Annotated in this window: 18 protein-coding genes; 5 read left to right on the forward strand and 13 right to left on the reverse strand. The window is 70.1% G+C overall.

What is annotated here, in order from left to right; genetic code table 11:
- Window positions 1-4 precede the first annotated feature (4 nt).
- From ASD35_RS17605 to ASD35_RS17630, 6 genes are all read right to left on the reverse strand, one after another.
- Entirely contained in the window at window positions 5-886 is an 882-nt protein-coding gene (locus ASD35_RS17605) for a DMT family transporter (protein WP_056876268.1), read from the reverse strand.
- Window positions 883-1,377 (reverse strand): methylated-DNA--[protein]-cysteine S-methyltransferase, encoded by a 495-nt coding sequence (locus tag ASD35_RS17610; RefSeq protein WP_056876269.1) that lies wholly within the window; start codon window positions 1,375-1,377, stop codon window positions 883-885. Before ASD35_RS17610 ends, ASD35_RS17605 begins: the two co-directional genes overlap by 4 nt.
- A complete protein-coding gene (locus ASD35_RS17615) occupies window positions 1,374-2,816 on the reverse strand; it encodes an Ada metal-binding domain-containing protein (protein WP_056876270.1) in 1,443 nt (480 codons plus the stop codon). The genes ASD35_RS17610 and ASD35_RS17615 overlap by 4 nt, the downstream gene beginning before the upstream one ends.
- A gap of 65 nt (window positions 2,817-2,881) precedes the next feature.
- Window positions 2,882-3,616: an ABC transporter substrate-binding protein gene (locus tag ASD35_RS17620; protein WP_056876271.1), complete on the reverse strand. Its 735-nt coding sequence runs from the start codon at window positions 3,614-3,616 to the stop codon at window positions 2,882-2,884.
- A gap of 21 nt (window positions 3,617-3,637) precedes the next feature.
- Window positions 3,638-4,405 carry a LytTR family DNA-binding domain-containing protein gene (locus ASD35_RS17625; RefSeq protein WP_056876272.1) on the reverse strand — a complete coding sequence of 256 codons (768 nt, stop codon included), beginning with the start codon at window positions 4,403-4,405 and terminating at the stop codon, window positions 3,638-3,640.
- Entirely contained in the window at window positions 4,402-5,529 is a 1,128-nt protein-coding gene (locus tag ASD35_RS17630) for a sensor histidine kinase (protein WP_056876273.1), read from the reverse strand. Before ASD35_RS17630 ends, ASD35_RS17625 begins: the two co-directional genes overlap by 4 nt.
- Before the next feature lie 135 nt (window positions 5,530-5,664).
- On the opposite strand from ASD35_RS17630, the gene ASD35_RS17635 reads away from it, so the two are divergent.
- The 3 genes from ASD35_RS17635 to ASD35_RS17645 all read left to right on the forward strand — a co-directional run bounded on the left by ASD35_RS17635 (window position 5,665) and on the right by ASD35_RS17645 (window position 8,805).
- Window positions 5,665-7,062, forward strand: a complete 1,398-nt coding sequence (locus ASD35_RS17635; protein ID WP_056876274.1) for a phosphomannomutase/phosphoglucomutase — start codon at window positions 5,665-5,667, stop codon at window positions 7,060-7,062.
- On the forward strand, window positions 7,046-8,320 hold the full coding sequence (locus ASD35_RS17640) for a 3-deoxy-D-manno-octulosonic acid transferase (RefSeq protein ID WP_056876275.1): 1,275 nt from the start codon (window positions 7,046-7,048) through the stop codon (window positions 8,318-8,320). The genes ASD35_RS17635 and ASD35_RS17640 overlap by 17 nt, the downstream gene beginning before the upstream one ends.
- A gap of 107 nt (window positions 8,321-8,427) precedes the next feature.
- Window positions 8,428-8,805: a DUF3060 domain-containing protein gene (locus tag ASD35_RS17645; protein WP_082580250.1), complete on the forward strand. Its 378-nt coding sequence runs from the start codon at window positions 8,428-8,430 to the stop codon at window positions 8,803-8,805.
- Between the two features lie 26 nt (window positions 8,806-8,831).
- Here the strand turns inward: ASD35_RS17645 and ASD35_RS17650 are convergent, their stop codons facing one another.
- From ASD35_RS17650 to ASD35_RS17670, 5 genes are all read right to left on the reverse strand, one after another.
- A complete protein-coding gene (locus ASD35_RS17650) occupies window positions 8,832-10,160 on the reverse strand; it encodes a serine hydrolase (protein WP_056876277.1) in 1,329 nt (442 codons plus the stop codon).
- An 87-nt stretch (window positions 10,161-10,247) separates the two neighbouring features.
- Complete coding sequence (locus tag ASD35_RS17655) at window positions 10,248-11,672, reverse strand: efflux transporter outer membrane subunit (protein WP_056876278.1); 1,425 nt, start codon at window positions 11,670-11,672, stop codon at window positions 10,248-10,250.
- A gap of 14 nt (window positions 11,673-11,686) precedes the next feature.
- Window positions 11,687-13,276, reverse strand: a complete 1,590-nt coding sequence (locus tag ASD35_RS17660; RefSeq protein ID WP_056876279.1) for a DHA2 family efflux MFS transporter permease subunit — start codon at window positions 13,274-13,276, stop codon at window positions 11,687-11,689.
- Between the two features lie 6 nt (window positions 13,277-13,282).
- The gene (locus tag ASD35_RS17665; RefSeq protein ID WP_056876280.1) at window positions 13,283-14,362 is read right to left on the reverse strand and encodes an HlyD family secretion protein; all 1,080 of its coding nucleotides are present in this window, start codon (window positions 14,360-14,362) and stop codon (window positions 13,283-13,285) included.
- The gene (locus ASD35_RS17670; protein WP_056876281.1) at window positions 14,359-15,213 is read right to left on the reverse strand and encodes a pirin family protein; all 855 of its coding nucleotides are present in this window, start codon (window positions 15,211-15,213) and stop codon (window positions 14,359-14,361) included. The genes ASD35_RS17665 and ASD35_RS17670 overlap by 4 nt, the downstream gene beginning before the upstream one ends.
- Window positions 15,214-15,324: 111 nt before the next feature.
- On the opposite strand from ASD35_RS17670, the gene ASD35_RS17675 reads away from it, so the two are divergent.
- Window positions 15,325-16,257: a LysR family transcriptional regulator gene (locus ASD35_RS17675; protein ID WP_162254486.1), complete on the forward strand. Its 933-nt coding sequence runs from the start codon at window positions 15,325-15,327 to the stop codon at window positions 16,255-16,257.
- A 15-nt stretch (window positions 16,258-16,272) separates the two neighbouring features.
- On the opposite strand, the gene ASD35_RS17680 is transcribed toward ASD35_RS17675, so the two are convergent.
- Window positions 16,273-16,962, reverse strand: coding sequence for a helix-turn-helix domain-containing protein (locus ASD35_RS17680; protein ID WP_056876283.1), 690 nt, complete (start codon window positions 16,960-16,962; stop codon window positions 16,273-16,275).
- Between the two features lie 16 nt (window positions 16,963-16,978).
- Entirely contained in the window at window positions 16,979-18,115 is a 1,137-nt protein-coding gene (locus ASD35_RS17685; protein WP_056876284.1) for an epoxide hydrolase family protein, read from the reverse strand.
- Window positions 18,116-18,324: 209 nt separating this feature from the next.
- Between ASD35_RS17685 and ASD35_RS17690 the strand changes: the two genes are divergently transcribed.
- Window positions 18,325-19,125, forward strand: a complete 801-nt coding sequence (locus tag ASD35_RS17690; protein ID WP_056876285.1) for a carbonic anhydrase — start codon at window positions 18,325-18,327, stop codon at window positions 19,123-19,125.
- The last annotated feature ends 16 nt before the right edge of the window (window positions 19,126-19,141 follow it).

Raw genomic sequence — 19,141 nt, forward strand, 5'->3', positions numbered from 1 at the left:
AGCGTCACCGTGGTTTCGCTCCCACCAACCCCAGCGCCAGCGCGATGCCCACCAGCACGATGGCGCCGCCCATCACCATCTGCACCGTGATGGCCTCGTGCAGGAACAGCGCCCCCCAGACGATGGCGAACAGCGGAATCAGGAACGTGACCGACACGGCGTTCGTCGGCCCGACGCGGCTCATCAGTCGGAAATACAGCAGGTACGCCACGGCGGTGCACAGCACCGCCAGCCCCAGCGCGCTGCCCCAGGCGACCTGGCTGGGCGGCGTCGCCGGCCACAACCAGGCGGCGGGCAGCGCAAGCAACAGCGTCGCGGCGAGTTGGCTGCCCGTGGCCACGGCGAGCGGTGCGACGCCCGTCAGGTAGCGCTTGGTCGCATTGGCCGCGAGGCCGTAGCAGGCCGTCGCGCCCAGGCAGGCCAGCATGGCCCAGAAGCCGGAATGGTCGGCGCCAGGCTTGAAGCTGGCCTTGTCCCAGGCCAGGAAGGCGACGCCGGCAAAGCCGATGACGAGGCCCAGCACGCGCGACGGCGTCAGCCCCTGCCGCAGCCACACATAGGCGACGACGGCCGTCCACAACGGCGTGGTCGCATTGACGATGCTGGACAGCCCCGCCGTGATGGACAGCGCCGCGAACGAGAACAGCACGAAGGGAATGGCGCTGTTGAGCGCGCCGACCAGCAGCATGGCCTTCCAGTGCTCGCGCAGGCTGGCGAGCTGGCCGCGCGAGGCCAGCAGCGGCACGAGCAGCACGCTGGCCAGGCCCACCCGCACGGCGGCCAGCGCGATGGGCCCGAACTCGTGCGCGCCCAGGCGCATGAACAGGAAGGACGCGCCCCACAGCGCCGCGAGCAGGACCAGCTCGCCGATGTCGAAGGGCTTCATGCGGGGGCGCTTTCCAGGTTGAGCAAGGCCTTCTTGCGGTCCAGCCCGCCGGCATAGCCGGTCAGCGACCCATCGGCGCCGACGACGCGGTGGCAAGGCACCAGCACCGAGATCGGGTTGCGGCCCACGGCGGCGCCGAGCGCCCTTGCCGCACTGGCGCGGCCAAGGCGTTCAGCGAGCGCGCCGTACGTCGATGGTTGCCCCGGTGTGATAGCCAGCAGCGCCTGCCAGACCTCGCGCTGGAAGGCGGTGCCGGCCGGGTCCAGCGGCGGCAGCGCGAAGGGCTTGCCGCTGAAGTAGGCCGTCAGCGCCGCTTCGGTTGCCGCCAGCACGGCGTCGCTGCCGTCGTCCTCGGGCACGGCCAGCGGCCCGGGATGGTGCTTCTGGCCGTCGAACCACAGGCCCGACAGGCCGGCGGCGCTGCGCGCGGCCGTCAGCGGGCCCAGGGGCGTCGCGATGCGGCGCTGCAGGATGTGATGCTGGGTGTTCATGCATGTCTCCAGAGATGAAGGACGGCGTAGCTGCGGAAAGGCCGGTAGGGCTCCGCGGCTTCGAGATAGGCCTTGGGCGACAGCGGCGGCCGGTCGCCGCTGAGGGCCTTGCGCAGCACGACGTCGCCGGGAGGAAAGGCGTCGGGCCAGCTCCAACCGCGCATCAGCATGTAGCCGGCGGTCCAGGGGCCGATGCCGGGGATTTGCGTGAGTTCCTCGGCGGCCGCCTCGGGCGTGCCCTCGCGGCGGGCAAAGGCGAGTGTGGGCCAGGCCTGGGCCAGCGCGATCAGGCTGTCGGCACGGCGGCCGATGATGCCCAGCGACGCGATGTCGTCGCGCGTCGCGGCGGCGATGCGCTCGGACGTCGGGAAGAGGCGCTGGCAACCTGCCGGCGCCTCCGGCAATGGCTCACCAAAGCGTTCGACGAAGCGGCCCGTCAGCGTCCGCGCCGCGGCGACGGTGACCTGCTGGCCCAGCACCGCGCGCACGGCCAGCTCGAAGCGGTCCAGGCAGCCCGGCAGGCGCTGGCCTGGCACAGCCCCCTCGCCCAGCGCCTGCGCGATGGCCTCGGGGTCGGCGTCCAGGTCCAGCCAGCGGCGCAGCAGCGGCAGCAACGAACCGGCGGCCTGCCACAGCGTGGGTGACAGTTCCACGCCGACCTCGCCCGCCTTGTCGAAGCGCACGCGCAGCCAGCCGGCATGGCGCTGGCCGGCGTGGGTCAGGGCCAGCGAGCGCGTCACGCCCTGCCCCTCGACGACCTCGATGCCGGCAATGGCGCGCGGCGCCAGGAAGGCCAGCACGCCGGCGACGTCGTACGGCTGGCGGTAGCTCAGCCGCAGCCGCGACACCGACGCGGTGCCGCCGCCCTCGCGCCGCAACGCCGTCGGCTGCAGGCGGTAGTGCTCGATGAACGCCGCGTTGAAGCGCCGCAGGCTGGCATAGCCGGCCGCGAACGCGACCTCCTGCACCGGCAGCGTGCTGTCGGTCAGCAACGCCTTGGCCAGCAGTAGCCGGCGCGTCTGCAGGTATTGCAAGGGCGAGACGCCGTGCTCGGCCTGGAAGATGCGGCGCAGGTGGCGGCTCGTGATGCCCAGGTGCCGGGCGAGGTCCTCGACGCTGGCTTCCGCGTCGTCGCAGGCATCCAGCCAGGCGGCGGCCTGCTGGGCCAGCGTGCGCGACGCGTCCATCGTCGTCCACGGCAGCGCGCGCGGCGCCAGCTCGGGCCGGCATTTCATGCAGGGCCGGAAGCGCTCGGCCTCGGCCTGGGCCGCGGTCGAGAAGAAGCGGCAGTTCTCGCGCCGCGGCAGGCGCACGCGGCAGACCGGGCGGCAATAGATGCCGGTGGACGTGACACCGACGTAAAGCCGCCCATCGAAGCGCGCGTCATGCGCCTGCAGGGCGGCGTAGGCGGCGTCGGGCGGAAGGAGTTCTGACAACATGACGGCCAGTCTAGGCGGGGCTGCTGCCAGGGTCTGGCAGTTTTCGGACATGCCCCTGGCGGCCCTCAGCCCTCAGGGAAGGCGTCGGGGTGGCGCTTGCGCAGCTGGGCGACGGCGCCGCTGTCGACGAGCTGCTGGTAGGCGAGGCGCACCTTCTGGACCTGCTCGTCCGGCATGGCAGCGCCGGCCGCGGCATAGAGCTCGTGGCCCTGGTCCAGCAGCGTGATGCGCAGGCTGCCCGTGCTCTTGAAGCTGCGCATGACGGCGTCCGGGCCGATCACGGCTTCGACCAGGCCGCGCTGCAGCAGGTTCACCAGTTCGCCGTAATCCTTGCCTTCGACGACATGCCTGGCGCCGGCCGCCGCCAGCATGCTGCGGCTGACGGAGGCACGCATGGAGCCGATGCGGCGCTCCTTCAAGGAGGCGATGTCGCCGGACACCGGCCCGTCCGCGGCGCGCGTGACGACGGCGAAGCGGAAACGGCCGACCGGGAACAGCCAGCGGAACAGCGCTTCGCGGTCCGGCGTGCGCGTGATGACGAGGGCGGCATGGGCCTCGCGCGCCTCCAGCATGCGCAAGGCGCGCGCCCAGGGATAGAACTGCAGTTCCGCCGTCAGGCCGGCCTGGGCCGTCACGCGCTGGAAGAGCTCGAAGGCATAGCCCTCGGCGCCCTTGGCGCCGCGCCACAGATAGGGGGGCACCTCGCCGCTGACCCACAGCGGCGAGCCGGCCCATGCGCTGCTGCCCAGCCCAGCAAGCAGGCTGGCCAGGGTCGGCAGGAATCGGCGGCGCGGCAGCATGGCCGCACTCTAGCGTGGCGCCTACATGGCCTTGAACAGGTGGACGTAGGCCCGGCTGACGGGCAGCTCGCGAGGCAGAACGCCCTGCGGGCCGCGCATGCGCACGAAGAGCCGGCTCTGCTCGTCACGGCGGGTGCCGGCGAGGTGGTCGAGGTTGATGAGGGTCGAGCGGTGCACCTGCCAGAAGCGATCGGGGTCGAGCTGCGCGGCCAGTTCGACGATGGGCGTGCGGATCAGGTGCTCCGCGGCCGCCGTCTGCACGATGGTGTATTTGTCGTCGGCGTGGAAGTACAGGACGTCATCGACCGGGATCTGGTGCATCAGCTCGCCCTGGGCGGCGCGGATGTAGCGCAGCCGGGCCGGCGCGGCCGACGCGGCGGGCAGCAGGCGCTTGAGCGTCTCAGCCAGCGCCGCGTCTTCGCCCGCCGGCGCCTTGCGCAGGCGCTCGACGCAGGCAGCCAGGCGTTCGGCCTTCAGCGGCTTGAGCAGGTAGTCGACCGCACGCGCCTCGAAGGCATCGACGGCGTACTGGTCGTACGCCGTCACGAAGACGACGCGCGTCGCGCCCTCGATGCCCTGCGCCACCTCCAGGCCGGTCAGGCCCGGCATCTGGATGTCCAGGAAGGCGAAGTCCGGCTCCAGCGCGGTGATCGCCTCGGCCGCCTCGATGCCATTGGCGGCGGTGCGCACGATCCGCAGCGCCGGCCATGCCTGGGCGAGCTGGGCCTTGAGGTACTGGGCCAGGTGGGGTTCGTCGTCGGCAATCAGCGCGGTGGGGGCGGTCGTCATGGGGCGGTCGTGAGGGGTAGTTGGATGCGGGCCAGCGTGCCGCCGCCGTCGCGCGGCAGCAGTTGGAGCGACGCGGCGGCGCCGAAGCGGGCGGCCAGGCGCTCGCGGATGTTGGCCAATGCGACGCCGTTGCCACCGCGGCGCCGGGGGGCGTCCAGGCCCTGGCCGTCGTCGGCCACCTCGATCCACAACCGGCCGTCGACACGCCGTGCGCTGACAGCGACCGTGCCGCCGGCAACCTGCGGCTCCAGGCCGTGGTGGATGGCGTTCTCGACCAGCGGCTGGGCCAGCAGCGGCGGCAGCTCGATGCCGCCCAGCTCGGCCGGCAGCGACAGCTCGACGCGCAGCCGCTCGCCCATGCGCAGCTGCATCAGCGCGAGGTAGTCCTCCAGCATCGCGAACTCCTGGGCGAGCGTCGTCGCGTCGTTGCGCAACTGGCCGAGGCTGCTGCGCAGGTAGTCGGTGAAGCGTTCCAGCATCCGCTTGGCCAGCTCGGGATCGAAGTCGATGAGGCTCTGCACATTGGCCAGCGTGTTGAACAGGAAATGCGGCTCGATCTGGCCCTGCAGCAGCTTGAGCTGGGCCTCCGTGACGCGGGCCTGCAGGCGCTCCTGCTTCCAGCGCGAGCGGTAGCGCCAGCCCATCACCATGGAAATGAAGACCGAAATGCCAAGAAACTGTCCCCAGAAGCCCGGTTGGGACAGCACCGCCTGCCAGTTCCGCGTCAGCCAGACGCGGTCCACCACGGCCAGGCCGATGACGACGCCGAGGGCCGAACAGAAGGCCGACACGCCTGCATAGAACAGGCCGGAGCGCCAGTCGTGCCAGCCGACTATTGCGTCGAGCCAGCGTTGCGGCGCCAGCTTCTCGAAGCCACGGAAGACGCCGAAGAAGCACGCAGTCACGCAGGCGCTGACGAGCAAGTGACCGGGCACGGCATGGCGCCACCAGGCCTCTGAGCCGAACTGGCCGCTCTGCAGGCCATGGATGACGGCGAACAGGAAGCCGAAGCCGACGAGCCAGATCAAATAGATCACCATGCGCACGCGCAGACGGTCGGGCCGGTGCTTCATCAGCACGCGCTGGTGGCGCAGGGCCTGGGCGAATTCCTCACTGAACGTCATGGGCCCGAGTGTAGGAAGCCGAGGCGCCCTGCCCCCTGGATGAGCGACGGATCGACAGCCGGGGCGACGAGTGGCCGACATGTGCCGTGCCTACAATCCGCCGCGATTTCAAACCCCCAGCTTCAGAGGCAGTCCATGCAGGTTCACGCATCCATCTTCAAGGCCTATGACATCCGTGGCGTCGTTGGCCAGACCTTGAACGAGGACCTCGCCGAGCACCTGGGCCGGGCCTTCGGCACCGAAGCCAAGGCCCTGGGCGAGAAGGCCGTGGCCGTCGGCCGTGACGGCCGCCTGTCGGGCCCGGGCCTCGTCGCCGCGCTGATCCGCGGCCTGCAGAGCACCGGCCTGGATGTCGTCGACATCGGTGCCGTGACGACGCCCATGCTGTATTACGTCGCCGCCACGCGCGGCAAGCATGGCTGCAACTCCGGCATCATGGTCACGGGCAGCCACAACCCCAAGGACTACAACGGCTTCAAGATGGTGCTCAAGGGCGCCGCCGTCTACGGCGAGCAGATCCAGGGCCTGCGCCGGCGCATCGAGGCCGAGGACTATGCCCAGGGCAAGGGCCGTGTCGGTGCGATGGACATCGTGCCCGAGTACACCGCCCGCGTCGTCAAGGACTGCAAGCTGGCCCGCCCGATGAAGATCGTCGTCGACAGCGGCAACGGCATCCCCGGCGCCTCGGCGCCGGCCATCCTGCGCGCGCTGGGCTGCGAGGTCATCGACATCTACTCCAAGGTCGACGGCGACTTCCCCAACCACCATCCCGATCCCTCGCGCCCCGAGAACCTGGAAGACCTCAAGCGCATCGTCCACGCCTGCGACGCCGAGCTGGGCCTGGCCTTCGACGGCGACGGCGACCGCCTGGGCATCGTCACCAAAGACGGCGAGATGATCATGCCCGACCGCCAGATCATGCTGATCGCGGCCGACATCCTCAAGCGCCTGCCCGGCGCCGAGATCATCTTCGACGTGAAATGCACGCAGCGCCTGGCGCCGTGGATCAAGGAGCACGGCGGCAAGCCGCTGATGTGGATGACCGGCCATTCGCTGGCCAAGGCCAAGCTGAAGGAAACCGGCGCGCCGCTGGCCGGCGAGCTGTCGGGCCACATCTTCTTCGCCGAGCGCTGGTACGGCTTCGACGACGCGATGTACACCGCCGGCCGCATGCTGGAGATCCTGTCCCGTGACGCCGACCCCAGCGCCACGCTGCAGGCCCTGCCCAACAGCTTCAACACGCCCGAGATCAACGTGCCCTGCGCCGAAGGCGAGCACCACGAGGTCGTCAAGAAGCTCAAGGAACTGGTCTCGGCCAAGGACCTGCCCGGCGTCGAGGAGATCAACACCATCGACGGCATGCGCTTCGAGTACGCCGACGGCTTCGGCCTGATCCGCCCGTCCAACACGACGCCGGTGCTGGTGCTGCGCTTCGAAGGCCACACGCCGGAGGCGCTGGAGCGCATCCAGCACGACGTGCTGGCGCAGCTCAAGCGGGTGAAGCCGGACGCCAAGTTTGCAGCTGGGCATTGAACCCGCTAGGTGGCTCTATGCCACCTTGCTGCGGCTGCTGACGCCGCTCTACCTGCTGCGCCTGTGGCGCCGTGGCGCCAAGGAGCCGCTGTACCGGCGCGCGCTCGGCGAACGGCTGGGCTTCTACCCCGGCAAGGGTGAACCGGGCCGGCTGTGGATCCACGCCGTGTCGCTCGGCGAGACACGTGCCGCCAGCGCGCTCATCACCGCGCTGCGCGAACGCGAGCCGGTACTGAAGATCCTGCTGACCCACTCCACCGCCACCGGCCGCGAAGCCGGCCAAGCCTTGCTGCGCGACGGCGATGCCCAGGCCTGGCTGCCCTACGACACGCCGGGCGCCGTGCGGCGCTTCCTGAGCCACTGGCAGCCGCGCATGGGCGTGCTGATGGAGACCGAGGTCTGGCCGACGCTGCAGCGTGAGGCCGAACGGGCCGGCCTGCCCATGGTGCTGGCCAACGCGCGCCTGTCTGAAAAGAGCCTGCGCCAAGGCCTGCGGTTCGCCGCCTTGATGCGCCCGGCCGCGCGGCGCATGACGCTGGCGTTGGCGCAGACGGCGGCCGACGCGGAGCGCATCCGCGCTATGGGCACGGTGCGCGTGGAAGTCGCCGGCAACCTGAAATACGACATCGCCGTCGACCTCATGCTGATCGAACGCGGCAGGGCGTGGGCCGCGCAGCTCGGCCGGCCCGTGCTGATGCTGGCCGTGAGCCGCGAAGGTGAGGAAGCGGCGCTGCTGGCCGAGTGGGTCAAGCAGCCCGCGCCCCGACCGCTGCTGGCCATCGTGCCGCGGCATCCGCAGCGCTTCGACGAGATCGCCGCGTTGATCCGTCAGACGGGCCTCGAGCTTGCACGACGCAGCAGTTGGGCCGACGAGCCCTCGCCCGAGGCGCTGCAGGCCGATGTCTGGCTGGGCGACTCCATGCGCGAGATGCCGCTGTACTACGGCCTCGCGAGCGTCGCGCTGCTCGGCGGCAGCTTCGAGCCGCTCGGCGGCCAGAACCTCATCGAGGCGGCCGCCTGCGGCTGCCCGGTGCTGGCGGGGCCGCACACGTTCAACTTCTCGGAAGCGACCGACCTGGCGCTGGCAGCGGGTGCGGCCGAGCGGTGCGCGGACTTGCCGCAGGCGGTGTCGCGCGGACTTCGCCTGTGCAATGAGCCTCTCGCCCGCGCGACGATGAGCGCGCAGGCCCTGGGTTTCTCCAACGCCCATCGGGGCGCGGCCGCGCGCATGGCAGCGGCCTTGATGGCACTGCGATAACGCAGGCCGCGGGACCATCCCAACCGATGTGCATGTCGTTACGACAGGTAGCGAACACCGCATCAACTCGTTGTTAGATTCCCGCTCTTCCGGCTCAAGGACCGCACATGCTCGTTGATAGATTCCCGTTGATCTGCACGATCGCCATCGCCGCATTGCCACTCTCCGTGCATGCGCAGCCCAAAGGCGTGGGCGCCATCGAGGTGAACGACAAGGTCATCAGCATCAGTGGCAACGGCCATCAGCGCACCTTCCCTTGCAACGGCCGCAAGCTCGAAGTCATGGGCAGCGACCATGTCGTCACGACGACCGGCGAGTGTTCCCACGTCGATGTTTCTGGCGCGAACAACACCGTGAACACGGCCATTCAGGCCAAGGGTGTTTTGGAAGTGGCCGGGGCCAACCAGAAGGTCAACTGGAAAGCCGCCGGGGAAATCAGGCAAGAGATCTCTGGTTCCGACCACAGGATCGTGCGCGTCCCATAGGCACCTCGGCAGCGGCCCGTTCCCGCTCACTCCCTGACAAAACGCGGCGTGGCGCCGCCCTGGAACAGCGTCAGCGCCTTGCCATCGGCATCGAACTCGATCTCCAGCGGCGTGACCTTGGCGAAGAAGCGCCGCGGTGCCTTGGCGAACAGCTCGAACTCGGCCTGCCCCGTCGCCTGCGCAAAGAGGCGCTGGCCATCGGCCCGGATCGTCAGCTTGAACTGCGGCGTGACGGCATACACGCCGGCCAGCGCCTGCAACTGGTCGGCCGGCAGCGTGAGGCTGGCCTGACGCGTGGCGGCGAGGTCGCGCAGCGGCACGCTCTCATCGAGCAGGTGCAGCGCGAGATCGCCCACCGGCACCTGCGCGTTGGCCAGCACGACGCTGGCACGGCCACGGCTCGGATCCAGCCAGAGCGAGCTGCTGAAGCCGGCGGTGCCGCCGTCGTGCGAGAACAGCGTGCGGCCGTTCAGCGAGGCCAGCAGCCAGGCCAGGCCGATCGGGTTGGCCGGCGCGCCGCCGGCGGCGCGGCGCTGCAGGCACAAGGCAAATGCAGCTTTCAGGGGGTGCTCGTAGCCGCCCATCGCGGCGTCGGCATAGCGCAGCAGGCCGCGCGCCGAGCCGTGCAGCGCGCCGGCGCCGGCCGTCGTGCTCTGGAAATGCCAGGCCGGCACCGGCTTGCCTTGTGCGTCGTGGCCCTGCAGCAGCGCCGCATGGCCAAAGCCGATGTGCCGCTGCAGGCTCAACGGCTCCAGCACGCGGCGGGTCAGCAGCGTCGCGTAGTCGGTGCGCTGACGCAGCGCCAGCGCGTGCCCCAGCAGGCCGAAACCGAGGTTGGAGTATTCGAAGCGGCTTGCGCGCGCAACGCCCGGCTGCCAGCTTTTCAAGAACGCGCGCAGTGCCACCTCGTCGTAGTCTGCATAGGGGTCGTCGACGTTGGCCGGCGCCATGTTGGACGCCAGGCGCGGCAGGCCCGAGCGGTGCGTGGCGATGTCGACCCAGCGCAGCGGCTGGCCGGCGCTGTCGCGCAGCTGGATGCCGTCCACTTCGACGGCGTCTTCGAGCTTGAGTTCGCCGCGCACCACGGCATCCGCCAGCAGCAAGGCCGTGAAGGTCTTGGTGATGGAACCGACCTCGAACACGCTGTCGGCATCGGGGCGCGTGCCGCGCTTCGCAGCGCCGGCGAACTCGCTGTTGCCGCTGCTCAGCCGCCCGGCGGCCAGTGCGACGCCGTCTTCCCTGAGACGGGCCTCGAGCAGGTCTTGCATAGGCGCGGTTTCGGGCTGTGCAAATGCGGGCAGGCCGAGGCTGCCGGCGGCCAGCAGGCAGTGGCGGCGGGTGAGGCGATGGTTCATTTGGGTCTCCCGCGGCGCAGCATAGCGACGGGGGAGCCCTGCCCCGCCGGGCCTCCGCTCAAGGGCTTGACCACTTGAGCGGCACTTTCAAGCCCCGCTCGCGTCTCTTGGCGAACTCCAACCACCTCCCAGCGCCTTGACCAGCTGCGCCGTCGCAACCCATTGCGCGCCGCGCAACTGGGCCAATGCGCGCGCCGTGGCCAGCGGCGTGCGTTCGGCCTCCGTCACATCGAGGTAGCTGACGGCGCCCTTGTCGTAGCGGCTGCGTGCCACGGTCAGCGCCTGGCCGGCGGAGTTGAGCGTGCGGTTCTGTGCGTCGACGACGGCGGCGCGGCCCTGCAACTCGGCCAGCGCGTCGTCGACCTCGCGCAGCGCCTGCAGCATGCGGCCACGGAAACCGGCGAGTGACTCGTCGACCTGAGCCTTGGCGCTCGCCAGGTTGGCCTTGTTGCGGCCGCCTTCGAAGAGCGGCAGCGAGATGCTGGGGCCGAAGTTGTAGAGCCGTGCCGGCGCCGAGATCAGCGAGCCCAGGTCTTCGCTGGAGTAGCCGAAGCTGCCCGTCAACTTGATGGACGGATAGAAGGCGGCCTCGGCGATGCCGACCTGGGCCGTGGCGGCGTGCAGCTGCGCGAGGCTCTGGGCCAGGTCGGGGCGGCGCTGCAGCAGCTCGGACGGCAGGCCGGCGCGGATCTGCGGTGGCGCGGCCAGCGGCTTGGCGTCGAGCTTCAGTTCAGCGGCGGCCTGGCCCGTCAGTGCGGCGAGCTGGTTCAGCACCAGGGCCTGGCGGCGCGGCAGGTCGGCGACGTCGGCATCGGCGGCAGCAAGTTCGGCGCGCACCCGCTCCAGATCCTGCATCGTCGACGAACCGGCATCGAAGCGCGTCTGCGCGACCTGGAAGGCCTTGGCGCGGCTGTCGCGCAGCGCTTGCAGCGCGGTGGCTTCATCGGCCAGCGCACGCCACTGCCAGTAGCTGGCAGCGACGTCGGCGGTCAGCGCGACGCGGGCGGCGGCGGCGTCTGTCGTCGCGGCATCCAGCTGGGCCTGGGCGGACTCGGCCTGGCGCTTCACGCGGCCCCAGAGGTCCAGCTCCCAGCCGATGCTGGCGGAAAGGCCGAAGGTCTCGCCTTCGAACGTGACGGGTCGCCCTTGCAGCACCGGCGTCGTCGTGGCCTTGGCGGACGTGCGCAGGCCGCCGGCGCTGGCGCCGACGTCCACGCGCGGCAGCCGGTCGGCCTGGGTCGCGCCAAACACGGCGCGGGCACGCTCGATGCGCGCGGCCGCGGCGGCGAGCGTGGGGCTGGCTCGCAGCGCCTGCGCCTGCAGCGCGTCGAGCTGCGCGTCGCCGAACATCAGCCACCAGTCGCGCTGCAGCTCGGCGCCGGCCGCTGGCGCGGCCGCGCGGTAGGCGGCCGGTGCGTTGGCGGCGGGCGTTTGATAGTTGGGGCCCAGCGTCGTGCAAGCGGCCAGCGTGGCCACGGCGACGAGGGTGAGGACGGACTTGAGTTGGATCATGGTGATCTCCCGATTCAATGTGCGGCTTCGGCGGCGCTGGCACCGGCGCCGCCGAGCACCTTCTTGCTCATCCACACGATGGCCACGCAGGCGAACAGCGCGATGCCGAGGATGAGGAAGGCGTCGTTGTAGGCCATGACGAAGCTGTCCCGGCGCACGACGTTGTCCAGCGCCTTGAGCGCCATGTCCTGCGCCGTGGCGGGGTCGAAGCCGCGCGTGGTGAAGGTCTGCAGCAGGGCATCCAGCCGCGCCTGAGTGGCCGGCTCGTACAGGCTGACGGACTCGCCGATGCGGGCGCTGTGCAGGTGCTCGCGGTTGGTCAGCAACGTGGCCAGCAACGCGATGCCCACGGAGCCGCCGAGGTTGCGCATCATGTTGAACATGCCCGACGCACTGGGCAGCAACTGCGGCGGGATGCCGTTCACGGCGAAGTTGGTCAGCGTGATCATGATCAGCGGCTGGCCCAGTGCGCGCACGATCTGCGCCGCGATCAGCTCGGGGCCGGCGGTGTCGGCGCTCATGTGCGTGTTCATGAAGCAGGATGCGGCGAACAGCGCCAGGCCCAGGCTCATCATCACGCGGTTGTCCAGCTTGGTAGACAGCTTGGCCGCGAACGGCATGATGAACAGCTGCGGCAGGCCCATCCACATGATGACCAGGCCGATCTGCATCGGCGTGTAGCTGGCGATCTGGCCGAGGTACAGCGGCAGGATGAAGGCCGAACCGTAGAGGCCCATGCCGGTCGTGAACGCGATGACGCCGGCGATGAGGAAGCTCGGGCGACCGAGGATGTGCAGGTCGATGAAGGTGTTCTTGCGCGTCAAGCCGCGCCAGGCCCAGCCGTAGATGCCGCCCAACGCCAGCACGGCGGCCGTGATGATGAAGGGGCTCTGGAACCAGTCCTTGGCGTTGCCCTCCTCCAGCATCGCGGTCAGCGAGCCCAGGCCCACGGCCATGAAGGCGACGCCCCACCAGTCCACTTCGCGCAGCAGCTTGAGGTTCATCGGCTCCTTCTCCAGGCCGATGCTGACGCCCAGGATGAGCAGCACGCCGGGCACCCAGTTGATGTAGAAGATGCTGGGCCAGCCATACAGCTCGGTCAGGTAGCCGCCCACCGTGGGGCCCAACGTCGGTGCGAGCGTGGCGGTCATGCCGAACAGTGCCAGGCCGACGGGCCGCTTGTTCAGTGGCAGCTTGCGTGTGACCAGCGTCATCGCCATCGGAATCATCACGCCGCCCGTGAAGCCCTGCGCCGCGCGGAAGACGATCATGCTCTCCAAGCTCCAGGCCATGCCGCACAGCGTGCTGAAGAGCAGGAACAGCACGACGTTGGCGACGAGGTAGCGGCGCGTGGAGAACACCATGGCCAGGAAGCCGGCCAGCGGGATGACGACGATCTCGGCCACGAGGTAGGCGCTGGAGATCCAGGAGCCCTCCTCCTGCGTGGCCGACAGCGCACCGAGGATGTCGCGCAGCGAGGAGTTGGTGATGGCGATGTCCAGCACCGCCATGAAGGCGCCCAGCAGGCTGGCCAGCACGGCCAGCCAGGTGCGGCCGCTGACCTTCTGGTCGGACGGCGGCGGGAGGTAGTTCTCGTTGCCCATTTCGGGTCAGAGCTCTACTTCAACCTGCACCGACAGGCCCGGCACGATGCGCGTCGCGGCCTCGCCCAGGCGTTGAAGGCTCTCGGGCTCGAAGACGACCTTGACCGGCACGCGCTGCACGATCTTCGTGAAGTTGCCGGTCGCGTTGTCCGGCGGCAGCAGCGCGAAGCTGGCGCCCGAGGCGGGGGCGAAGCTGTCGACGTGGGCCAGCAGGTCATGGCCGGGGAAGGCGTCGACCTTGACGTGCACCTTCTGGCCAGGCTTCATGCGCGCGAGCTGGGTCTCCTTGAAGTTGGCGACGATCCAGGTCTCGGGCTCGACGATGGCGGCGAGCTGTTGGCCCGGCTGCACGCGCTGGCCGACCTCCACCGTGCGCTTGCCGATGCGGCCGTCGCTGGACGCGCGCAGCTCCACGTAGCCGAGCTGGTTCTGCGCATCCTTGAGCTGCGCCAGCGTGGCGCCCTTCTGCGCGGCGGCGGACTGGCGCGCACTCTCGGCAGCCACGACGGCCTCCTTGGCGGCATCGGCGCTGGCCTTCCTGGCAGCCAGGTCGGCACGGGCCACGTCGCGGGCGGCGAGCGCCGCGTCCAGCTCCTGCTTGGAAGTCGCGCGCAGCTCCGCGCCGAACAGCGCCTGGCTGCGCTTGGCCTCCAGCTCGGTGCGGGCCAGCACGCTCTCGGCCTGGGCCACCTGCGAGTTCGCGACGGCCGCCTGGGCCTTGGCCTGGGCGATCTGCGCGGCCGTCGTCGCGATGGCGGCGTCGGCCTGCGCGATCTGGGCCTTCAGGCGTTCGATCTGCACGGTCGCGTCGGCAGGGTCCAGCCGAAGCAGCACGTCGCCGGCCTTGACGACCGCGTTGTCCTGCATGTGCATCTCGGTGACGACACCGGCGACCCGGGTGGCGACCGGGTGCAGGCGGCCGGCGACGAAGGCGTTGTCCGTCTCGACGAGATGCTGGCTGCGCCACCACATGCGCCCGCCCAGCCCGATGCCGCCGATGAGCAGCAGCGCGCCGATGACGATCAGCGGGACGGGCGGGCCACTTTTGGCGGGCTTGGGGGCGACGGTGTCTTGCGGTGCGTTCATTGTTTTGGTTCCTTGGGATCAGAGATTCGGGTGGTGGTTCTGGGGCTGAGGCGGCCCATGCCGCCGGTCTGGAAGCGCTGCAGCGCGGCCACGACCTGGCCCTCGTCGCTCATCGCGAAGGGGCCGTGGCGCACCAGCGCCTCGCGCAACGGGTGGCCGCTGAAGCACGCCAGGCGCAGCGGGCCGTCGGCGACGATGCGCGCGGCGCCGCCTTCCGGCAGGCTGAGTGCGCGGCCCGCCGACAACGGCAGGCCGGCCATGTGCTCGACCTGGCCGTGCCCGTGGATGACGATGGCGAAGCCTTGCTCGCCGTCGGCCATGTCCAGCTCGAACGCGGCGCCGGCGTCGATGTCGACGATGGACAGCGCCACCGGCGAGGGCAGCACGAGTTCGGCACGGCCGCCGAACACCTGCACGGCCCGCCAGCCCATGCCGGCGCGGTGCGGCATCCGCTCGGGCGCCAGCCGCATGACGGCGGGCGCGCGCAGCTTCTGGTCGGCCGGCAGGTTGACGAAGATCTGCAGGCCGTGCGCCTCGCGGCCGGCCTCGGCCGGAAATTCATCGTGCATGACGCCACGGCCGGCCAACGTCCAGTGCAGGCCGCCCGGCGGGACCGCATGCTCGCCGCCCAGCGAATCGCGACTGACCAGGCCGGTGGCCGAGTCGTCGAAGAGGTAGGTCACCGCCGAGAAGCCGGCATGCGGGTGCGGCGCGAACACCGGCTCGCTCATGCGGAAGTGGTCGACCATGATGAACGGGTCGAGCAGCGCCGGCGGCTCGCGCCAGCCATCGGCCTGGAAGCCGGCACCGATGCGGTGCCGCTGAGGTGGGAGGAGGCGCGCGGTTGACATGGTGCGGCGGACTGTAGAGAGTTCCATTTCCGGCGAATAGATGCAAAACTCAAACGCATCGTTCCGGAAACGAAACGAAATAAATCGAGATCCAGCGAGATGAACGGCACCATGAAAATCGACGACCTGCTCCTGCTGGCCCAGATCCACAAGGCGGGATCGCTGTCCGAGGCGTCCCGCCAGCTGGACCTGCCAAAAGCCACGCTGAGCCGGCGCCTCACGGCGCTGGAGACGTCGGTGGGCGCCCGCCTCTTCGTGCCCGGCGCCAGCCGGATGACGTTGACGGAGCTGGGCGAGCAGCTCGCGGAGCGCGCGGCGCGGCATGACGACGACATCGCCGAGACGCGCCACTGGCTGGCCTCTCGCGAGGCTACGCCCCAGGGCCGGCTGCGAGTGTCGGTGCCGGCCGAGTTCGCCATGCTGGTGCTGGCGGACAGCTTCGCCCGCTTCGTCCGCCGCTACCCCAAGGTGGAGCTGGAGATCGACACGACGCCGCGGCGCGTGGACCTCTTCAACGAGCCCTACGACGTGGCCGTGCGCATGGGCCCCGTGGACGAGCCCGACCTGGTCGCCCGCCAATACATGCTGCTGGAGCGCGGCCTGTACGCCAGCCCCGTTTACCTGCAGGCACGGCCCGCACCGCAGACGCCGGCCGACCTGGCCGAGCATGATTTCGTCATGCTCAGCCAGGCCAAGGGGATGTACAAGACGCTGCAGAACGGCAAGCAGACCGCCGACGTGCAGATGCGCGGCCCGCTGGAGGCCAACTCCATCGGCCTGGTGCTGTCACTGACGCGCGCGGGCGGCGGCATCGGCAGCTTCCCCTTCGGCATGGTGGCTTCGGACGTGGAGGCCGGCACGCTGGTGCCGGTACTGCCGGAATGGCGCTACGAGCCGCTGCCGGTACACCTGCTGACCGCCAGCAGGCGGCTGATGCCGGCCAAGACGCGGGCCTTCATCGATCACCTGTTCGAGACGGTGCCGCAGTGGGCCCACGCGAAGGGCGTCCTTGCGCCGCATGCCGCGCCGGCCCGCAAGGGCTGATTGCCGCCCACCCCCTCAGGCGTCTGCGGGCCGGAGCTGCCCGGGCGTCGCGCCCAGGATGCGGCGCAGCGAGTGCGAGAGGTGGGCCTGGTCGCTGTAGCCCAGTTCGACCGCCACCTCCGCCGGCCGCACCCCTTGCTGCAGCAGCCGGGCGGCCACGTCGGCACGCACGATCTGCTGCAGCTTCTTGGGGCTCAGGCCGGTCACGTGGGCGCTATGGCGCTGCAGGCTGCGGTCGTCCAGGTTGCGCCAGCCGCTTTCGGCCGCACGCCGCAGCAGGCCGTCCACTTCCAGCAGGCCATGCCGCGCAAGCGCCAGGACGAAATGCTCGGCGTTGTCGAAGGTCGGCAGCTCCAACCGCTGGCCGTCGATGACGCAGTCGCGCCGCCCGGCCAGCGCGTGCACGTGGCCGCGGTTGGTCATGCGGGCGCCGGGCCGCTGCGGCATGTAGACCTCCGGGCGGAAGGCAATGCAGAAGTAGCGGTCGCCGGCTTCGATGGGCAGGTGCACGACGTGGTCGGTCTGCCCGGTCTGCAGCACCATCAGGCCATCGCGCCCGTGGCGGAACACCAGGTCCCAGGTGCCGTCCGGCCGGGCCACGTCCACCGTCGAGGCGGCGTAGTCCACCTGGTCGATGCGGGCGATGAAGCGCGCCGCCGACGGCGAATCGGCCGGGCGCGTCTGGCGGCGGATGTCCGAAGGCATCCGCCCATCGTACGGCTCAGCTCAGGCGCTGGAAGAACTTGCGGATGTCCTCGACCAGCAAGTCGGGCGCGTCCGTCGCGGCGAAGTGGCCGCCCTCGGGCATTTCGGTCCACTGCACGATGCGGCTGTGCGAGCGCTCGACGAAGGCGCGCACGGAACGGAAGTCGTTCGGGAAGGACGCCACCGCCGTGGGTGCCGCGTTGGGCAGCTCGCGGTAGCCGGCGCCGGTGCGGGCATTCTCCAAATACGACTCCGCCGCCTGGCCGCCCGTGGCGGTGAACCAGTAGATCGACAGGTGCGTCAGGAAGCGCTCGCGGTCCATCGTCCTGGCGGCCTCGCCTTCGAAGCCGAAGAACAGCTCGGCGTTCCAGGCCAGCAGCCCGGCCGGCGAATCGACCAGGCTGAAGCCCAGCGTCGCCGGTCGCTTGGACTGGATCTCGACATAGCCGTTGTGCTTCTGGAAGCGTTCGAGGCTGGCCATGCCGGCCTGCTCGAACGGCGACAGCTTCTCCATCTCACCCGGCGCACCGCTGGGGAAGGCGAAGACCTGCTGCAGGTGCACGCCCACCAGCCCCGGTGGGTTCAGGATGCCGAGTTCGCGGGTGACCAGCGCCCCCACGTCGCCACCCTGGGCGCCATAGCGCTCGTAGCCGAAGCGCTTCATCAACCTGTCCCAGGCGGCGGCCATGCGTGCGGCGTCCCACCCCGATCCGGCCAGCGGCGACGAGAACGCGAAGCCCGGCAGCGACGGGATGACGAGGTGGAAAGCCACGGCGGGGTCGAGGCCGTGCGAACGCGGATCGCTCAACGGCCCGATGACGTCGAGGAACTCGGCCACCGTGCTGGGCCAGCCGTGCGTCAGCAGCAGCGGCAACGCGTGCGGCTCGGGCGAGCGCACGTGCAGGAAGTGGATCGTCTGGCCGTCGATCTCGGTTGTGAACTGCGGATGGCGGTTCAGCGTCGCCTCCTGCTGGCGCCAATCGAAGTCGTTCAGCCATTGGTCGGCCAGTTCGCGGATGAAGGCGACCGGCTGGCCGCGGCTCCAGTCCTCGGTCAACGCATGTGGCCAGCGCGTCCGGCGCAAGCGCTGCTGCAGGTCGTCGATGTCGGCTTGCGGGATGTCGACGCGGAAGGGGCGGATGGCGGCGTTCATGGCGGCTCCTGGTGGGGTGGATCGGTGCAGCCAGTTTCGGCAAACGCCCTGCCTGCGTCTTGTAGAAACCCGCCAAGTCGCCGCTGCCCGCCGACGACAGCCAGCCGACGGCTTGTGCCGGCCACGACGCCCCGCTTCGATCGAAACTGCCGGCGGAGCCAAGCAACCGCCGCGTCCCATGGCGGTGGATCTCCCTCAAAGGAAGCACCATGAAGAAGTCCCATTCACTCCACGCGCTTGCCCTCACCGTTGTGACAGTTGCGGCGGCCTTGCTGCCGGCCGCCGCGTTCAGCGCCGAGACGGCCGCCGCCCACCACGCAGCGCACCCCGCTCACTGGACCTACAGCGGCGCGACCGGCCCCGCCAAGTGGTCCAGCATCGACGAGAAGTTCGGCACCTGCGCGCTCGGCCACACCCAGTCGCCCATCGACATCCGCACGGCGGACGTTCACGCCGCCGCCCTGCCCGCGATCAGCTTCGACTACAAGCCCACGCCGCTGAAGATCATCGACAACGGCCACACGGTCCAGGTCAACATCGCGCCGGGCAGTTCCATCACCGTGGGCGACAAGCGTTACGACCTGCTGCAATTCCACTTCCACAAGCCCAGCGAGGAGCGGCTCAACGGCAAGGCCTATCCGCTCGTGGCTCATCTCGTTCACAAGAGCGAGGACGGCAAGCTGGCCGTGGTGGCGGTGCTGATGGACAAGGGTGCCCGGCACCCGCTGGTCCAGGCCGTGTTCGACAACCTGCCCAAGGCCAAGGAAAAAGAGTCCGCAGTCCCCGGCATCGGCATCGACCTGAACGCCCTGCTGCCCGACAACCGCGCCTACTACAGCTTCGCCGGCTCGCTGACCACCCCGCCCTGCAGCGAGGAGGTGAGCTGGTTCGTGCTGAAGACGCCGACGCAGGTCTCGGCAGAACAGATCGCCCGCTTCGGCCGCGTCTACGCGATGAACGCCCGGCCAGTGCAGCCGCTCAACGGTCGGCTCGTCCAGGTCAGCGAGTAAGGCGACCGGGCGCCAC

The organism is Pelomonas sp. Root1444, assembly GCF_001426885.1.
Taxonomy (GTDB): Bacteria; Pseudomonadota; Gammaproteobacteria; order Burkholderiales; family Burkholderiaceae_C; genus Pelomonas.